This is a genomic window from Petrotoga sp. 9PWA.NaAc.5.4, from assembly GCF_002895485.1.
In the GTDB taxonomy this organism is placed as follows: Bacteria; Thermotogota; Thermotogae; order Petrotogales; family Petrotogaceae; genus AZRK01.
In genome coordinates this window covers 182,084-198,787 of the sequence record NZ_AZRK01000001.1, presented here as the reverse complement: position 1 = coordinate 198,787, position 16,704 = coordinate 182,084, and the positions used below count along the sequence as shown (strand labels likewise).

Annotated in this window: 12 protein-coding genes and 1 riboswitch; of the genes, 3 read left to right on the top strand and 9 right to left on the bottom strand. The window is 30.1% G+C overall.

Features of this window, described 5'->3' with window-relative positions:
• Positions 1–409: 409 nt before the first annotated feature.
• A complete protein-coding gene (gene glpX / locus X924_RS00895) occupies positions 410–1,429 on the top strand; it encodes a class II fructose-bisphosphatase (protein WP_199172597.1) in 1,020 nt (339 codons plus the stop codon).
• On the opposite strand, the gene X924_RS00890 is transcribed toward glpX, so the two are convergent.
• Genes X924_RS00890 through X924_RS00870 form a run of 5 tightly spaced genes read right to left on the bottom strand, consistent with a single transcriptional unit; the run spans position 1,426 to position 7,371 of the window.
• On the bottom strand, positions 1,426–2,484 hold the full coding sequence (locus X924_RS00890) for a lysylphosphatidylglycerol synthase transmembrane domain-containing protein (RefSeq protein ID WP_158245269.1): 1,059 nt from the start codon (positions 2,482–2,484) through the stop codon (positions 1,426–1,428). The genes glpX and X924_RS00890 overlap by 4 nt on opposite strands.
• Positions 2,477–3,523 (bottom strand): glycosyltransferase family 4 protein, encoded by a 1,047-nt coding sequence (locus X924_RS00885; RefSeq protein ID WP_121957060.1) that lies wholly within the window; start codon positions 3,521–3,523, stop codon positions 2,477–2,479. Before X924_RS00885 ends, X924_RS00890 begins: the two co-directional genes overlap by 8 nt.
• Before the next feature lie 32 nt (positions 3,524–3,555).
• On the bottom strand, positions 3,556–5,967 hold the full coding sequence (locus X924_RS00880) for a DNA polymerase III subunit alpha (protein WP_121957059.1): 2,412 nt from the start codon (positions 5,965–5,967) through the stop codon (positions 3,556–3,558).
• A gap of 26 nt (positions 5,968–5,993) precedes the next feature.
• Positions 5,994–6,941, bottom strand: coding sequence for an RluA family pseudouridine synthase (locus X924_RS00875; RefSeq protein WP_121957058.1), 948 nt, complete (start codon positions 6,939–6,941; stop codon positions 5,994–5,996).
• Positions 6,913–7,371, bottom strand: coding sequence for a signal peptidase II (locus tag X924_RS00870; protein ID WP_121957057.1), 459 nt, complete (start codon positions 7,369–7,371; stop codon positions 6,913–6,915). Before X924_RS00870 ends, X924_RS00875 begins: the two co-directional genes overlap by 29 nt.
• A 188-nt stretch (positions 7,372–7,559) precedes the next feature.
• Positions 7,560–7,676, top strand: a riboswitch (SAM riboswitch).
• Positions 7,677–7,793: 117 nt separating this feature from the next.
• On the opposite strand from X924_RS00870, the gene X924_RS00865 reads away from it, so the two are divergent.
• Complete coding sequence (locus X924_RS00865) at positions 7,794–9,083, top strand: O-acetylhomoserine aminocarboxypropyltransferase/cysteine synthase family protein (RefSeq protein ID WP_121957056.1); 1,290 nt, start codon at positions 7,794–7,796, stop codon at positions 9,081–9,083.
• 13 nt (positions 9,084–9,096) lie between these two features.
• Entirely contained in the window at positions 9,097–10,014 is a 918-nt protein-coding gene (gene metA, locus X924_RS00860) for a homoserine O-succinyltransferase (protein WP_121957055.1), read from the top strand.
• Between the two features lie 32 nt (positions 10,015–10,046).
• Here metA and ackA read toward each other — a convergent pair whose 3' ends face one another.
• The 4 genes from ackA to X924_RS00840 all read right to left on the bottom strand — a co-directional run bounded on the left by ackA (position 10,047) and on the right by X924_RS00840 (position 16,119).
• Positions 10,047–11,249, bottom strand: coding sequence for an acetate kinase (gene ackA, locus X924_RS00855; protein WP_121957054.1), 1,203 nt, complete (start codon positions 11,247–11,249; stop codon positions 10,047–10,049).
• Between the two features lie 427 nt (positions 11,250–11,676).
• Positions 11,677–13,755, bottom strand: a complete 2,079-nt coding sequence (locus X924_RS00850; protein ID WP_121957053.1) for a methyl-accepting chemotaxis protein — start codon at positions 13,753–13,755, stop codon at positions 11,677–11,679.
• Positions 13,756–13,849: 94 nt separating this feature from the next.
• The gene (locus tag X924_RS00845) at positions 13,850–14,779 is read right to left on the bottom strand and encodes a S9 family peptidase (RefSeq protein WP_121957052.1); all 930 of its coding nucleotides are present in this window, start codon (positions 14,777–14,779) and stop codon (positions 13,850–13,852) included.
• A 584-nt stretch (positions 14,780–15,363) separates the two neighbouring features.
• On the bottom strand, positions 15,364–16,119 hold the full coding sequence (locus tag X924_RS00840) for an SDR family NAD(P)-dependent oxidoreductase (protein ID WP_121957051.1): 756 nt from the start codon (positions 16,117–16,119) through the stop codon (positions 15,364–15,366).
• Positions 16,120–16,704: the final 585 nt, after the last annotated feature.

Here is a 16,704-nt window from a genome sequence, read left to right as displayed (position 1 = left end):
AAATGGGTTCAGGGCAGAGCCCTCTCCTCCTTCCTTGGCTACACGTAGCGAAAAAGGTAAAGAAATTAAGAATTAGTAAGGATTAGAAGTGGGAGGTATTTTTTAAAAAAATCTAATCTAAAACATACATATAATAAGGATTTCGTAATTTCTAAAGGCAGTGAAATTTAATAGGTACTTTAGAAATGATAATTTTCAAAAAATAAGCTTTTGAATTTAAAATGGGTCCAGGGCGGAGCCCTCTCCTCCTTCCTTGGCTACAATTACCGGAAAAGGTAAAGAAATTAAGAATTAGTAAGGATTAGAAGTAGGAAGGTATTTTGTAAGAAGTTAAACGCTGAAATATTTATAAAATGTGAAGTTTAGAATTTTTAAAGTGGGTAAAAATTTAATGTAAGGAGGGATTTTTGTGGATAAAAAAATTTATCCTGAATTAACAATGGACCTTGTAAGAGTTACAGAAGCATCTGCACTTGTTAGCAGTTTATACTTAGGTTCCGGAGATATGAAAAAAATAAAAGATATCTCTGTTGATGCAATGAGAGGGATGTTCGACTATATTGATTTTAAGGGTAACATAGCAATGAGTAAATATGAAGAAAGTGATTCTAAGATGTTATACGTAGGTGAAAAAGTTGGTACATGGAATGATGATTCGACCGAAATGGATTTGATTGTTGATCCAATTGATGGCATAAAATTGGCGGCTTTCGGCCTTCCAAATTCTATAAGTGTAGTAGCAGCTACAGTTAAAGGAGGAATTAAAATTTTACCTACATTTTATTCTTACAAATTGGCGGTGGGGAAAGAGTTGAAAGGTAAATTGGATATCAGAAAATCTATAAAAGAAAACATAGAGATTGCATGTAAAACATTAAAAATTTCTGCAAGCAGTATAACTTTTGTACTTTTAAATAGGCAGAGGCATGAAGAAATCATAGAAGAAATTAAAGAAAGTGGAGCAAGAATGAAACTGATCAGTGATGGCGATATCACAGCTGCTATAGCAACAGCTATTCCTGATAGTGGTGTAGATATATATGTTGGAATAGGTGGTTCTTTAGAAGGAATTTTGGCGGCTGCAGCATTAAGTACTTTAGATGGAGAAATTCAAATGAAACTTTGGCCAAGAGATAGAATTGAATCTGATTCTATACGAGAGAAAGGATGGGATCCAGAGGAAATTTTTTATACGAATGACTTAATAAACGGAGAAGATGTAATATTTTCTGCAACAGGTATTACCGATGGAGATTTGTTAAAGGGCGTTAAATATGTAAAAGGTTATGCATATACAGATACATTAACTATGAGAAAAAGAAGTGCGACAATAAGAAAAATAAGTGCTATGCATAGTTTAGCAAATAAGACTATAAAACTTAAATCTTTGGAAGATATAAAATTAGTGGATTTAAGAAATTTATATTAAGATTCAATAGTTTTTTTGTGATTGCTTTTACTTAAATACATGATTAATCCTTGAAAAGCTATTTGTAAGTAATAAGTTGCAAATCGCCATATGAGTATGGTGGAAGAAACAAATTTTCCGGGTATAAATCCAGATAAAACTATTCCATACAAAACTTCAACGCCTCCTGAAGACCCGGGAGTAGGAATATAATAAATAACAAAGTTCATAATCACAAAGAGGGTAAAAACGTCTAAAAATTGTAGATTTATTCCAGTTATCCCAACTAAAGTTAAATATAAACCAAGCGCATGAAAAAGTACTATAAAACCTCCGAGTATAAAATCTATTATAACAATAATTGATTTTTTTATCCATAGTGAATTTATGCTTTCTTTTAATTCTTCAAGCCAATTTTCCAAATTGGCTATTCTTTTTTCAAATTTAGTTTTATTTTTCATAGGAACGATTTTGACTATAAACTTAAATATATTGTAAACGAATTTCGGCCTTATAAACAATAAAATTACTATAAAAGAAAAAGAAAGCGAAAGAATAATACCAATTATTAGTAAGTGTTTTCGTGCCCCGGCTTTATTCAAAATATTAACTACTCGATGCATAAATATTAAAATTATTGAAGCAGAGAAAATTAAATTTTCTACAAAATGCGAAAGTACAATATTAGTTGCCAAAGTTGATTCTATTCCTATTTTATTTAAATGATAAATCTGGTAAGGTTGACCACCACTTGCCATGGGAGTAATGTTTGAAACAAAATAATATGAAAAAGTATTAAACATAGCATCTTTAAATTTTATTCTTTTTTGAAAGCTAAAAGTAACAATGTATAGTCTTAATATATCAATTAAATAAGCTATTGAGAAAGCTAAAAAGACTTTCAATATGAAAGAAAACTTTGTAGTTTTTAAAACATTTAAAGTTTCTTCAAAATTGGCAAAAAATGATATCAAGATGTTTATCGTTAAACCTATTATTAATGCTAATATTATATTGATGATTATTTTTTTCTTGTTTAACGAGTGAGAATTATTGTTGGTAGTTTCTTTAGACATTTTTGCCTCCTTTTTTGGAAACTCCTGTTTCATATATTACTTTTAATTTTTTGAAAACATTTTCTTCTGAATATTTTTCAAATAAATTGTATGAATTAAGTTCATATTCTTTATATAGGTTTTTATCGTTTTTTAATTTTTTAAATATTGATAAAAAATCTTCAATATTGTTTCCGGCTAAATAATAAGGTGCGAATATAGTTTTGTAAACGTCTAAATCCCTTAAAACTATAGGTAATCCGCTTCCAGCTGCTTCAAGAACGACTAAACCAAAGGTTTCATGTATGGAAGGTAAGAAAAAAACATCTGATAATAAATAATAGTCTATAATTTTTTCTCTATCAACATTCCCTACAAATTTTAGATTTTTTGGGATATTTTTAATTAGTTCTTTCATTTCTTTATAATCTTCTGTGAAGTCTTTAAAAGGCGTTCCTCCGACCCAGATGAATTTCATATTTTTTTCTTTTTTAGCTAATTCATAAAAATCAAAAACACCCTTCCTTGGCTGTATTTGGCCAACACTTAAAATTATAAAATCCTCTGGATTATAATTATATTTTTTCCTTAAGAGGTTTTTCTTTTTTGCTTTATTTTCAGGGTCTGTATAAAATAGATCTCTTCTAACAAAATTATTAAAAACTAAAATTTTTTCTTCTTTTATTTTTAAATCGTCAATTAATTCTTTTTTTGTTTCTTCGCTGACTGCCAAAACAGTATCTGTCAATATATAAAAATATTTTAAATATATTTTAAAAAGAAACATTAAAATTTTATTTAGTTTTAAGCTACCTTTTAAAGAATTAGGAACAATATGAGCACTTATTACGTTGTAAGATTTTTTTCTATGAAATAGTAGAGAAAAAAAACTTTTTGGATTTACAGTATGAATGTGAAGTATATCAAAATCACCAAATAATTTGTTTTCATAAACCTCGTAATCTGCATATTTTTTTAATAAATATTTGTGATCTTGTGAAACCGAGTAGACTCCTTGGCCAGGATATTTTTCTGCGATTGACAAAATATTTATTTTCAACTTGCACCCCTTAAAATAATTTTTAATAATTATTAAATGTTTTTTCTTAGCTTTTTTAAATTTCTATTGTAAATTTTAGATAACATTATTGCTGATTTATCCACTAAAAAATTCCGATAAGTATAACCACTAAAAAAAATTTTTTCATTATTTAGATATTTTTTTATTAGCGTATTTGATAACCCTTCTTGTTTCATAAGAGTTAAAGGTAATCCGATTGTTTCAATTTCATAAGATGCATAATCTTCTAAAGAAGTTTCAATTGGCTTGTTTGATGTTTTTTGTTTTTCACCAAAAAGTATATTTTTAATTTCTTCTAATTGCTGGCTTTTTCCTTTCAATAAGTCTGTGGAATTTCTCAAAACTTTTTTTCTATTTTTATCTAAATAATCTAAAGCTCCGGATTTTACAATTAATTCAACTAAGCTTCTATTTATATTTTTTAAGATAGAAAAATTGAAGAATTCTTCTAAATTATTAAAAGATTCGTTTTTAAAAATTTGGGTTATATTTTTTCCAATGCCTTTAATGCAATACATTGGAAGAGTCAACATATATTCTTCATTAACTCCGTCTGGATATCTTAAGTCTGGTAAATTTATTTCAACTCCCAAAATCTTAGCTTCATTTATTATATCGATATCCAATCCCTTTTGTTTAAGATATTCCAAAAAAAATTTAGAAGTATTGTTAAATTTTTCTTGCATTAACCAATAAGTAATATGAGCATAAGCGACTGCATGAGATTTGTTAAAAGCATATTGAGCAAAATTTTCCATGTACAAAAATAATTGTTCGGCTTCAGATTTACCTATCTTTTTTGATGCCTTTTGTATAAATTTATCTTTAAAAGTAGATATTTTATTTTTTTCTTTTTTTGATATAGCTTTTCTTAGAAGGTCTGATTCTTCTGGGGCAAATTCTCCTAAAATTTGTGAAAGTTTCATTATTTGTTCTTGATAGACGAGTACTCCTTTTGTTTCTGGAAAAATTTTTTTTAAATACTCAGGAGAAGCGTTTTCCAAATACTGATCTATCATGCCAGATTCAAGAGGTCCTGGCCTATTTATAGATAAAAGTAAAACTAATTCCTCAAAACTTTTCGGTTTAATTTTTTTTGCTAAAGTTTTTCCCAATTGTGAATCCAATTGGAAAATGCCTTTTGTTAATCCTTTAGAGAGTAAAGCGTAGTTTTTTGAATCATTCAAATTATCATAAACTTCTTTAGCATTTAGTTTTTTTAAAAAAGATAAAGTGTCTAAAGCCAAAACATCAAACTTTTCAATTCCTAAAACTTTTAAATCCTCCATTTCCCACTCTACGATGAGAAATTCTTTTCTATCGATAGGTAAAAACTCCGGCAAATTATCGTCGGAAATTATAAGTCCCGCAGCATGAGTGGATTCAGCTATTTCTAATCCTTCCAGATAATAAGCGGTTGTATAAAATATTTTATCCTTTTCTAAAAAAGTTTTAGCTTTTTCAACATTTTCCTTTTTTCGTATGGGCGATGTAATTTCTAATTCCGCTTTATAACCAAGAAGTTTTTCTGCATTTTTAAAAGCGGATTTTATTTTCATAGTGGCGTATGTTCTTATGAATCCAAGTCGATTCTTACCTATTTCTTTTTCTAAGTTCTTGATAAGTTCATTCCTTTTTTCAGCGTCTACGTCAATGTCTATATCAGGTAGTTCATGTCTATATTCATTCAAAAATCTTTCAAATAGTAAATCGTATTTTAAAGGATTGACTTTAGTTATTTCTAACAAATAAACTAAAAATGATCCCACTGCAGATCCTCTTCCTGGACCTATAGATATACCATATTTTTTTGCAGTGTCCACCAATTTTTTAACTGTCAAGATGTAATTTTGCACGTTTAACTTTTCTATTGTTTTTAGCTCAAAATTAAGTCTGCTTTTTTCTTCTAAGGATAAATTTTTCTGGTTAAAAAGATTATGAAGGCTCTGGTTTTTAACTTGATACTCTTTTATTTTATATTCATTTAAGTTGTAAAATGTGTTTATTTGAGAAAAAAAATTAAGATCTTTTTGGTATTTATAAGATTCTTTGATAGAAACTGATTCTGTGTCTTTACAAATCTTCCTGAGACCTTCTACAGGATATTTTATATATGGTAAGTTTAAATCAACTTTTTTAAAATTCAAATTATCTGTCAATTTATTGTAATGTCTTATAGCTTTTTGTATATCTTTATTGTTTTGTAAAAGAAATTTTTCGTTCGAAACCTCGTACAAGATTATAGGTTTTATTTTGTATTTTTGTGATAAGTAAATAAATCTTATCCAAGACTTAGGATGCGGTTCGCACAATACCAAGCAATTGAATCCATACTTTTTAGCAAATGGGAACAAATCCCTTAATTGTAAGTAAGATTCACCAATAGTTTTAGATGTAACAATGGGTCCTAAAATTTTCAACATTGCTCCTCCATTACCTTTTCAATAATTTAACTTTGATGTGATAATTTTATAAGAAGTTCTTTAAAATCGTTTGGAAGAGGAGCCAAAAACTCCAACCACTTTTCTGTTTTTGGATGATAAAAACCAAGTTTAATGGCATGCAACATTTGTCTTTCAGGGGATATTCCATAAAATTTTTCAAATTTATTTTTGCCATATAAAGTATCTCCCAAGACGGGATTTCCCAAATATTTGAAATGCACTCTTATTTGATGGGTTCTCCCAGTTTTTAGTCTTATCCAAACCAAGCTTGCCATATCGTTAAATTCCTTCAGAACCTTGTATTGAGTAATTGCCTCTCTTCCATTATACACAACCGCTCTTTTGGTTCGTAAAGTTGGATGCCTTCCCAAAGGCAAATTTATTTCACTTTCTTTTTCTTTTAACCTACCTTCAACTAAAGCAATATAATTTTTTTTAGTTACTCTATCTTTAAATTGTCTTGATAGAATATTATGAGAATAAGAAGTTTTTGAAATTACTAAAACGCCAGAAGTGTCTTTGTCGAGTCTGTGAACAATGCCTAAACGCGTAATATCTCCACCATGCTTTTCAAAATCTTTAATATGGTACATTAGAGCATTAACTAAGGTTCCTGTTTTTATTTTGTTTGTCGGATGAACTAAAAGACCAGCTGGTTTATTTATGACTATTAACTCATCATCTTCGTATAATATATTTAATGGAATATTTTCCGGTAAAATTTCTGTATCTTGTGTTTTTTCTTCTAAATTTTCTAAGAGAATCTTGACTTCATCACCACATTTGATATTATAATGAGGCTTTTTTATAGATCCATTTACAATTATTTCTCCATTTGTTATAGCTTGTCTTACTAAATTTCGAGAAATTTCAAACGGGCATTTTTCTACTATATATACATCGAGTCTTTTTTGTTCATCTTCTTTATTCACTTTGAGCAGAATTTTTTCCATAATTTATCCTCCGTAGAAAATGATAAAGAAGAATTATACTTCCAAAGGTGATAAATATATCTGCTACATTAAAGATAGAAAATTTTGGCCAGTAAATCATATCCACCACATATCCAAGTCTTATCCTGTCAAAAATGTTTCCAAGGGCTCCTCCGATTATAAAGCAGATTCCTAAATCGAAAGAAAATAAAAAATTTTCAACTGATTTCATATATTTTTCTCTGAAAAAGTAAAGAAAAATTACTATAATTGTTGATATTATTCCATGTACTAAGGGAAAACCTTGAAAAAAACCAAAAGCTACACCACTATTTTCTACATACCTTAATTCAAACATCCCTATTTTTATTATGTTGTTAATTAAAAATGTTTCCGATAGTTTTTTAGTTATTTGATCAATAAAAATAATTATAGGAATCAACCAAGACATAGATTACTCCTTTCAAGACGTTATATTCTGTGCCGTTAAATTATATCATTTTTACCTAAAATTTTTTAGAATAAGCTTTAAACTTTTCATTCGCTATTTTTTGAGTTCTTTTTTACGGAAGTTAAAATATGACTTGACAATATCAAAAAAATATGTTAGTATAGGGAAAATAAATAAATAAATATGTTTCCTTATCAAGAGTGGTGGAGGGACTGGCCCTGTGAAGCCCAGCAACCTGTATGATTATAATTTTGTAATTGTACAATGGTGCTAAATCCTGCAGCGAAAATTCTGAGAGATAAGGAGGAGAAAATAAAGAATTTAAATCTCTTCCAAATCAAATGGAAGAGATTTTTTTACACTTTGAATGAAAATAAAATTTCTAAAGTAAGTAAAAGCAATTTTCATAAGGAGGGTAACCTATGGATGAGAAAAAGTATCATTTTGACACTTTGATGATTCATTATGGGTATAAATATGATTCAAGTACAGGTTCTAACATAGTTCCAATTTATCAAACATCGTCCTTTACTTTTGAAAGTACGGATCAAGCCGTGAAGCTTTTTTCTTTAGAAGAATCCGGTAACATCTACACCAGAATGATGAATCCAACCACAGATATTTTAGAAAAAAGGATTTCTGTTTTAGAAGGTGGTGTTGGAGCATTAGCGACAGCTTCCGGGCAAGCAGCTGAAAGTATAGCAATTTTAACCATTACCAAAGAAGGGGATGAAATATTAACTAGCAGTTCTTTATATGGTGGAACATTCACATTATTTAAAAATACTTTTAGTAGGTTAGGAATCAAGACAAATTTTTTCAACATAGAAAATGTTGAAGAATTAAGAACAAAAATCAGTTCTAAAACGAAAGCCGTCTATCTGGAAACCATAGGCAATCCTGAACTTTCTGTTCCGGATTTTGAAAATATTTCTAAAATAGCTCATGAAAATGGCATCCCTCTTATAGTAGATAATACATTTGCAACTCCATATTTATGTAAGCCTTTTGAATATGGAGCAGATATAGTTATTCACTCGTTAACAAAGTATATTAACGGTCACGGAAATTCTATAGGAGGTATCATTGTGGATGGTGGAAAATTTGATTGGAACAATGGTAAGTTTTACGAACTAACCGAACCCGAGCCTGCTTACCATGGCGTAAACTTTTATGAAAAGTTTGGGAATGCCGCTTATATTACAAAAGCACGTTCTCAGTTTTTGCGGGACTTGGGAAGTTCTCTGAGTCCTTTTAATTCTTTTTTGATACTATTAGGATTAGAAACTTTAAGCTTAAGGATGCAGAAACATTGCGACAATGCAATGGAAATAGCAAAATTTTTAAAAAATGATTCACGTGTAAACTGGGTTAATTACCCAGGGTTATCAGAGCATAAAACTTATAATAATGCTATCAAATATCTTAAAAATGGTTTTGGAGGGATCCTTACTTTTGGTGTAAAAGGTGGATTGAAAGCAGGTAGAAAGTTTATAGAAAGTTTAGAAATTTTTTCACACGTCGCAAATGTTGGAGATGCAAGGTCTCTTGCAATACATCCTGCAAGTACGACACATCAACAATTGAATGAAGAAGAACAATTAGCTTCAGGGGTGTTGCCTGATATGATTAGGTTATCTGTTGGATTAGAAGATGTTAGAGATCTTATTAGTGATTTAGATCAAGCTTTAGAAAAAGCTACAAAAGAGTAAAGGAGTCTTACAAATGCCTATTAATATTCCTGAAAATTTACCGGCTGGCGAAATATTACGAGAAGAAAATATTTTTGTAATGAACGAAGAGAGAGCGATTCATCAAGATATAAGACCTTTAGAAATTGTGATTTTGAACTTGATGCCAACAAAAATTGTAACCGAGACACAGTTATTACGATTGCTTGGAAATTCTCCTTTACAAGTCAATATAGTTTTGTTAAGAATGCTATCGCATAATCATAAAAATACATCTGAAGAGTATTTGAAAACCTTTTATAAAACATTTCCTCAAATAAAAGAAAATAAGTTCGACGGACTAATAATAACAGGTGCTCCTGTAGAAACTATAGAATTTGAAGACGTTGATTATTGGGAAGAGTTGAAAGATGTGATGGAATGGAGTAATCATAACATTTTTTCAACATTACATTTGTGTTGGGGAGCACAAGCAGGATTATATTATCACTATGGTATTGATAAATATCATGTAGATCAGAAGGTATTTGGTGTTTTTGAGCATACTGTGAATGACAAAAATTCTAAATTGGTAAGAGGGTTTGATGATGTCTTTTGGGCACCTCATTCACGTCATACTGAAATCAAAAGAGAAGATGTCGAATCTATTGAAAATCTTGAGATTTTATCTGAATCTTCCGAAGCTGGTGTATATTTAATAGCAAAAAAAGATGGTAGACAAGTTTTTGTAACTGGTCATCCTGAATACGATCCGATAATCTTAAAAAAAGAATATCAAAGAGATATGAATAAAGGAATGAACATTCCACTTCCGAAAAATTATTTTCCAAATAACGATCCATCGAAAGAGCCGTTGGTAAAATGGAGAAGTCATGCTTATTTGCTATTTAGCAATTGGTTAAATTATTGTGTTTACCAAGAAACACCTTATGAATTAAAAAATATCAACTAGAATAAAGTAGAATAAAAGGGGCAATGCCCCTTTTATTTTAAGCTAATTAGCTCTTTAGCTTCTCTTGCAATCATTAATTCTTCGTTTGTAGGGACAACTACAACAGTAACTTTTGAATCTGGTGTGCTAATGATTCTTTCTAATCCTTTAAAATTATTCTTTTCTTTATCTATTTTTATACCTAAATATGTCAGATAATTTTCGCAGATTTCTTCACGTGTTATAGGAGAATTTTCTCCAACACCTGCGGTAAAAGTTATGACATCAACACCATTCATAGCAGCAGCATAAGCTCCTATATATTTTGCAATTCTATATTCATAAATATCAAGTGCTAATCGACATACTTTGTCTCCAGCTAACGCATTATCTTCAATATCTCTCATATCACTTGAAAATCCTTTTGTTAAGCCATATACTCCACTTTTTTTGTTTAATATATCAATAACCTCTTTAGCTGTTATTCCTTCTTCTTGAGCTAAAAATGAAACGATAGCAGGATCTAAATCGCCACTTCTTGTCCCCATAACTAATCCTTCTAAAGGTGTAAAACCCATGGAAGTATCAACAGATTTACCATATTTTACTGCAGCTATGGAAGCACCATTTCCTATATGAGCTGTTATTATCTTTAAAGATTCTATATCTTTTTCAAGTATTTGGGCGGTTCTGGTAGAAACATATTTGTGGCTTGTTCCGTGAAAGCCATATCTTCTGATCTTGAATCTTTCATAGTATTCGTAAGGGATAGCATATAGGTAAGATGTTTTTGGCATAGTTTGATGAAAAGCTGTATCAAAAACAGCAACTTGTGGAACGTTTGGCAACAGTTCTATAGCTGCTTTAATACCGGAAACATTAGCAGGATTGTGTAGTGGAGCCAAAAATGAGATCATTTCGATACTATCTAAAACTTCCTTGTTTATGATCACAGAAGAAGAAAATCTCTCTCCTCCATGTACGACTCGATGGCCTACCACGTCGATTTCTTTTAGAGAAGAAATAACGTTAAACTTTTCCGAAGTTAAAAGCTTTAGAACTTCGCTTAAACCTTGGTCATGATCTTTTATAGCTATTTCCAAGGTATATTTTTCATCGTTTACTCTGTGTATAATTCGAGAACCTTCAATACCTATTCTTTCAACTAAACCTTTCGCTAAAACAGTTTCTTTTTCCATATCAAGAAGTTGATATTTTATAGAAGAACTTCCCGAGTTTATTACTAAAATTTTCATATATAACCTCCTAATGTGATTTTAATACTCATTTTAGAAATTCTAAAAAAATAATTCGACAGTTCTAATACTTACTAATTATCTATTTTTTTAACTTGATCGTTACTCTGATCAAATTGAAGAAAAAGCTTCGTCATGAATCTGTCTCAAATCCAAACGCTTATTTTTAAAAAAGCTCTATTTCTAAAGTCCATATTAAATTTTTATACTCACTAACCATGAATTTCTTGAATTTATTGGGTACTTTAATTATATTCGGTTTTAAAATTTAAAGGATCATGGTTTATAATAACCACATAAATATATCATAGTAAATTTTAATAATCTATACAGTTTAATACCAAAAATATAGCCGTTGGTTAACGGCTATATTAAATTTCCAAAAATTATAAATCTCAGTTTGATAATATTTAATAAAGTACTTTTTTTAAAATTTAAACGTTCTGACTTGGTTTTGGAGGTTATTAGCTAATTTATTTAATTCTTCGGCGATAGCAGTAATTTCTTCGCTTGAAGCTGATTGCTGTTCTGCAGAAGCAGCAACTTCCTCAATTGCTGCCGCATTATCTTCTGCTATTTCGGCAATTTTTTCTATCTCTGTTTTCAAATTTTTAGTTTCATTACTTAAATTTATTACTGCTTCAGATAATTTTTCAGTTTTTGATAATGTATCTTGTGTAACTTGTTTTATTTGATCAAATGAATTGAAAGTAGCTTCTGCGGCTGATTCTTGTTCCTTAACAGTTTCCATTGCTGACTCCATTTCGTTACTTGCTTTATTTATTACATTTTGGATTTGGACAATGAGCTCTTTTATCTCCTGTGTTGCTTTATTTGAGGCTTCAGCCAATTTTCTAACTTCATCAGCTACAACTGCAAAACCCTTACCTTGCTCTCCAGCTCTTGCGGCTTCTATAGCCGCATTTAATGCCAATAAATTTGTTTGGTCAGAAATTCCTACTATTGTATCAACAATTTTAACAATCTGTTTGGATTTGTCACTCATTTCAGAGACACTCTCTTCTAAATTTTTAGTTCTTTCTCTACTTTCATCCATTTTTATTCTTTGATAAGATATCTTTTCCATACCATCTTTAACTGAATTAAATACGTTAGTTGTTGAATTTTCTAAAAGTTTTAAATTATCCAAGACTTCTTCAAGTTGATCAATTGCCTTATTTACAAATTGACTACCGTTCTGGGAAAGTTGTGCTTGGTGAGTAACAGCATTTGATATATCATTAATTGTAATGGCTGTTTGTTCTACAGCACCGGCAGATTGCTTAGTAGATGTAGCTATTTGACTCGATGTCTCAACTAATGAGTTGGCAGTTTCTTTTATTTTAATTGTTAATTCTCTTAGATTACTTATCATAGTATTAAAAGCATTTTTCAAGAGGTCTAATTCATCGTGGGTATCTAATTTTTTTATAGTTACATCGTTCTTTATAGAAAGATCTCCTTGTGCTACTCTTTGGGCTTCGTTTGTAAGAGATTTTAAAGGTTTAATTAAACGTCTTTCTAAAATATATGTAAGTAATAAGATAAAAATGATTATACACGCTGCAACAATGATAAAACTGGTTGTTAAAGTTTTATTTAAAGAAGCAAACGCTTCTTTTTCAGGAAGCACAGTAACTAATTTCATCCCTGTATCCCCTATTGGGGAGTAGGCTAAAAACGAGTTTTCACCTTCAAATTTAACGCGTTGAACACCTTTTTCATTACTTTTGATGATTACTTGTCCTACTGTTTTGACGCTTTCTTCGGGATCGTTTATAATTTTTTGTTTTAGGTCTATTGAAGGATCCTTACTAGCTAAATAATAACCTTCACTAGTAACAATAAATGCAAAACCACTTTCTCCAACCTTTATATTTCTTACATAGTTTCTTAGGTTGTCCAAACCTATATCAGCGGTAGTTACGCCTATCACCCTGTTGTTAACGCGGATTGGGCTTGAAGAAGTTATCATAACAGAATTTGTCACTTCATCTAAATAAGGTTCTGTCCAAGCAATATTGCCTTTTGCGTTAATACCTATTTTATACCAATCATATATAAAATAGTCATAATCAGCATTACTATAAATCCAAGTTAGCTCAACTTTTCCATTTTCTTTGTACATATATGGGCCAAAATATTTTGTATCTTTATTAAATACATAGGGTTCTAACCATATTCCACTTCCAATTGCTAAATCTGTATCTTCTACAAATTTTTTGGCAACATTAAGAAGCTGTTCATAATTTTCATATCCTATAGCAGAAACGTTATAAGCTTGTAGCTCCGCAAATTTTCCAACGGTCAGTATGCTTGCATAGAGTTTTTCCGCTTCTTCACCAGCTTGATAACTTATCTTATTACCTATTTCTTGAATAATATTTTCTCGAAACTTTAAAAAACTATAAGTTGCTTGTGCGGCAAAAATAATAACAGTTAGTATAACTATCACTGAAATCAAAAATGACTTGACACTTCTTTGAGTTTCTTTGGACTTTTTCATAATAGCTTCCCCCCATTTAGTTTAATAACGCTAATGTTAAAAGCATATATAACAAGATATAAAAAAATTACATTACAAAAATTTCATTTTTTGTTTATTTCAAATACATATCTAGCCAATCGATAGTTTCCTTTATTGCTTGAGAGATTTTATTAGGCCCGACAAAATTGTCGAAAGTATGATCTGCATTTAACATTACGAGTTTTTCTTCTCCTTCATGAATTTCTAAAAATTTTAGAGCTTGTTGGGGTTGAGGGGAGACTAAAGCATCATTTGAACCACATATAGAAAGTAAAGGACCTTTAAATTTACTAATTTCTTCTAAAGGATTTGCATCTTTTAAGGAATCAAAGAAGGCTTTTTTCATTGTTGTTGTTTCACCCCACGGAAGAGTAAAAGTAACAATTCCGGTTTCGTTTAATTCTGTTTGTTTTTCAGGAGGAACCATAATTTCGAGAATATTTAATTCAGGAGCAGCAGACCATAAAACTATTACTTTTATTAATTGATTAGAGCTAAGACAACTAGCTAATGCACCACCCAGGGATAAACCACACACAGCGATTTTGTTTTTGTCAACTGCGGGATTACTTTCCAAATAATTAAGTGCAGCTAGTGCATCTGACAATTCACTTGAAAAAGTAATATCTTGCCAGTAACCTTCACTTCTTCCTGAATATCTATAATCAATTCTCAAACTTATATAACCAGATTTAGCCAATTCTAATGCGAGATATTCAAACATTCCTTGAAGCCTGTTACCTTCAGCAGGAACATGAGTTCCTGTCACGGGAAGTTCATCTCTTTCTCCCAAAAAACCTGGAAGTAATAATACAGCAGGACATGATTGTTCAATATCTTCTGGATAAGTTATTGTTGCAGCAAAAAACATCCCTTCGTTTTCAATAAGTAAATCAACCTGTTTCCCAGGCCAAGCTTGAGGGAAAAAACCTCTAATGGTTTCTTGAGAAAATACAATCATAGTGATAGCAATTAGGATTACCAAAATCACTTTTCTCTTCATAGTATTACCTCCCTTTATAATAATTTTTACTCACTTTAGAAATTACAAAATCAATATTTATAAATGTTTTAGTTTGGATTTTTTCAAATACACCTACGCAATTCTAATACTTACTAACTATAAATTTCTTTAACGTATTCGGTATTTTGTATTTAGGTACTTTAGAAATGATAATTTTCAAAAAATAAGCATTTGAATTCAAAATGGGTTCATGTCACAACCCTCTCTTCCTTCCTTGGATACAAGTAGCGAAGAAGGTAAAGAAATTAGGAATTACTAAGGACTACAAGCGGAGAGGTATTTTGTAAAAGAATCAACGCTAAAATATACATATAATAAGGATTTTGGAATTTTTAAAGTGAGTATTTTGTAGTCAAAGGGAAGACTCTGCTCAAAATATCTCCATTATATACGAAAACATATTTATGATTATAATTCTGATATTAAGAACATATAATATAAACGTTATTTTTTAGAAACAAATTTAATCAACCAGTATTCTATGTAAATTATACTACAAAGAAAGGTAAAAAAAACAAATAAAAAACATCCGCATTAAGCGGATGTTTTAATATGAAAAAATTTTATAATGCAGTGTATCCACCATCGATAACTAATTCAGAACCAGTCATAAATGAAGATTCATCTGAAGCTAAGAACAAAGCGCCATTTGCAACTTCTATAGCCTCTGCTGGCCTACCCAAAACAGTGGTTCCTAGCAAACCTTTAGCATTATTTGGGTCTTTCAAAAGATCATCTGTCATAGGAGTTCTTATAACACCGGGATGAATGGAATTAACTCTTATATTATATTTAGCGAGCTCAGCTGCTACAGTTTTAGTTAGAAGTCTTGAAGCTCCTTTTGAAGCATGATAAGCTGCTGCTGCACCAGAACCAATTATTCCATATATTGAAGAAATATTTATGATTGAGCCTTTCCCTGCTTTTTTCATTGCCGGTAGCACATATTTGATGCCTAAAAATTGACTTTTTGCATTTATATTCATAACTTTATCCCATTCTTCTTCTGTCAGTTGTTCTACACCAGCCATACTTAATATTCCTGCGTTGTTTACAAGAACATCTACTTTTCCCCATTTTTCAACTACCATATCAACAAGTTTTTTCCATTCTTCTGCTTTCGATACATCAAGTTTTACAGCTATTGCCTCTTTCCCATTTTTTTTAATATTTTCGGCAACTTGTTTTGCTTCTTCTTCTAAAATATCTGCAACTACTACCTTTGCTCCTTCTTTTGCAAATAGCTCAGCCTCCGCTTTTCCCATTCCTCTTGCGGCACCAGTAACTATTGCAACTTTTCCTTCTAATCTACCCGCCATGTCTATTCCCTCCTCATATAATAGTATTTACCTACTTTAGAAATTCCAAAACCTAAGTTTTACCAATCTTTTAGTTTTAAATTTTTTTCAAAAATACCTCCATAGCTCTAATCTTCGCTAATTCTTAATTCTTTTAACTTTTTTGGTACTTGTACCGAAGGAAGGGGGGAGAGCTCCGCCCTGGACCCGTTTAAATTCAAAAGATTATTTTCTGAAAACTCTCATTTCTAAAGTACCTATAATAGTATTTACTTATTTTGGAAATTCTAAAACTTAAGTTTTGTAAATATTTTAGTTTTGAATTTTTTCAAAAATATCTTCCCACTTTTGATTCTTAATTTCTTTAGCTTTTCGGCACATTATGCAAAAGTAAGAAGAACTCTACCCCAGTTTCATTTTAAATTCACATGTTTATTTTTTGAAAAGTTACCAATTCTAAAATTTTAAGATTTAACTTAGATAAAATTTAATATTAGAATAACTCTACTTTTTTTATCTTAATTTAATTATAACTCTAATATGTTAAAAATGAGTGACATAAGTTATAAAAAAATTAAATTTTTCACAATTTAAAAATTAATTTTA

What these genes read in the sequence shown, in the direction of transcription:
- X924_RS00865 (WP_121957056.1), top strand. Translation starts at nt 7,794, where the DNA reads ATGGATGAGAAAAAGTATCATTTTGACACTTTGATGATTCATTATGGG.
- X924_RS00875 (WP_121957058.1), bottom strand. Translation starts at nt 6,941, where the DNA reads ATGGAAAAAATTCTGCTCAAAGTGAATAAAGAAGATGAACAAAAAAGA.
- X924_RS00870 (WP_121957057.1), bottom strand. Translation starts at nt 7,371, where the DNA reads ATGTCTTGGTTGATTCCTATAATTATTTTTATTGATCAAATAACTAAA.
- metA (WP_121957055.1), top strand. Translation starts at nt 9,097, where the DNA reads ATGCCTATTAATATTCCTGAAAATTTACCGGCTGGCGAAATATTACGA.
- X924_RS00890 (WP_158245269.1), bottom strand. Translation starts at nt 2,484, where the DNA reads ATGTCTAAAGAAACTACCAACAATAATTCTCACTCGTTAAACAAGAAA.
- ackA (WP_121957054.1), bottom strand. Translation starts at nt 11,249, where the DNA reads ATGAAAATTTTAGTAATAAACTCGGGAAGTTCTTCTATAAAATATCAA.
- X924_RS00880 (WP_121957059.1), bottom strand. Translation starts at nt 5,967, where the DNA reads ATGTTGAAAATTTTAGGACCCATTGTTACATCTAAAACTATTGGTGAA.
- X924_RS00845 (WP_121957052.1), bottom strand. Translation starts at nt 14,779, where the DNA reads ATGAAGAGAAAAGTGATTTTGGTAATCCTAATTGCTATCACTATGATT.
- X924_RS00840 (WP_121957051.1), bottom strand. Translation starts at nt 16,119, where the DNA reads ATGGCGGGTAGATTAGAAGGAAAAGTTGCAATAGTTACTGGTGCCGCA.
- X924_RS00850 (WP_121957053.1), bottom strand. Translation starts at nt 13,755, where the DNA reads ATGAAAAAGTCCAAAGAAACTCAAAGAAGTGTCAAGTCATTTTTGATT.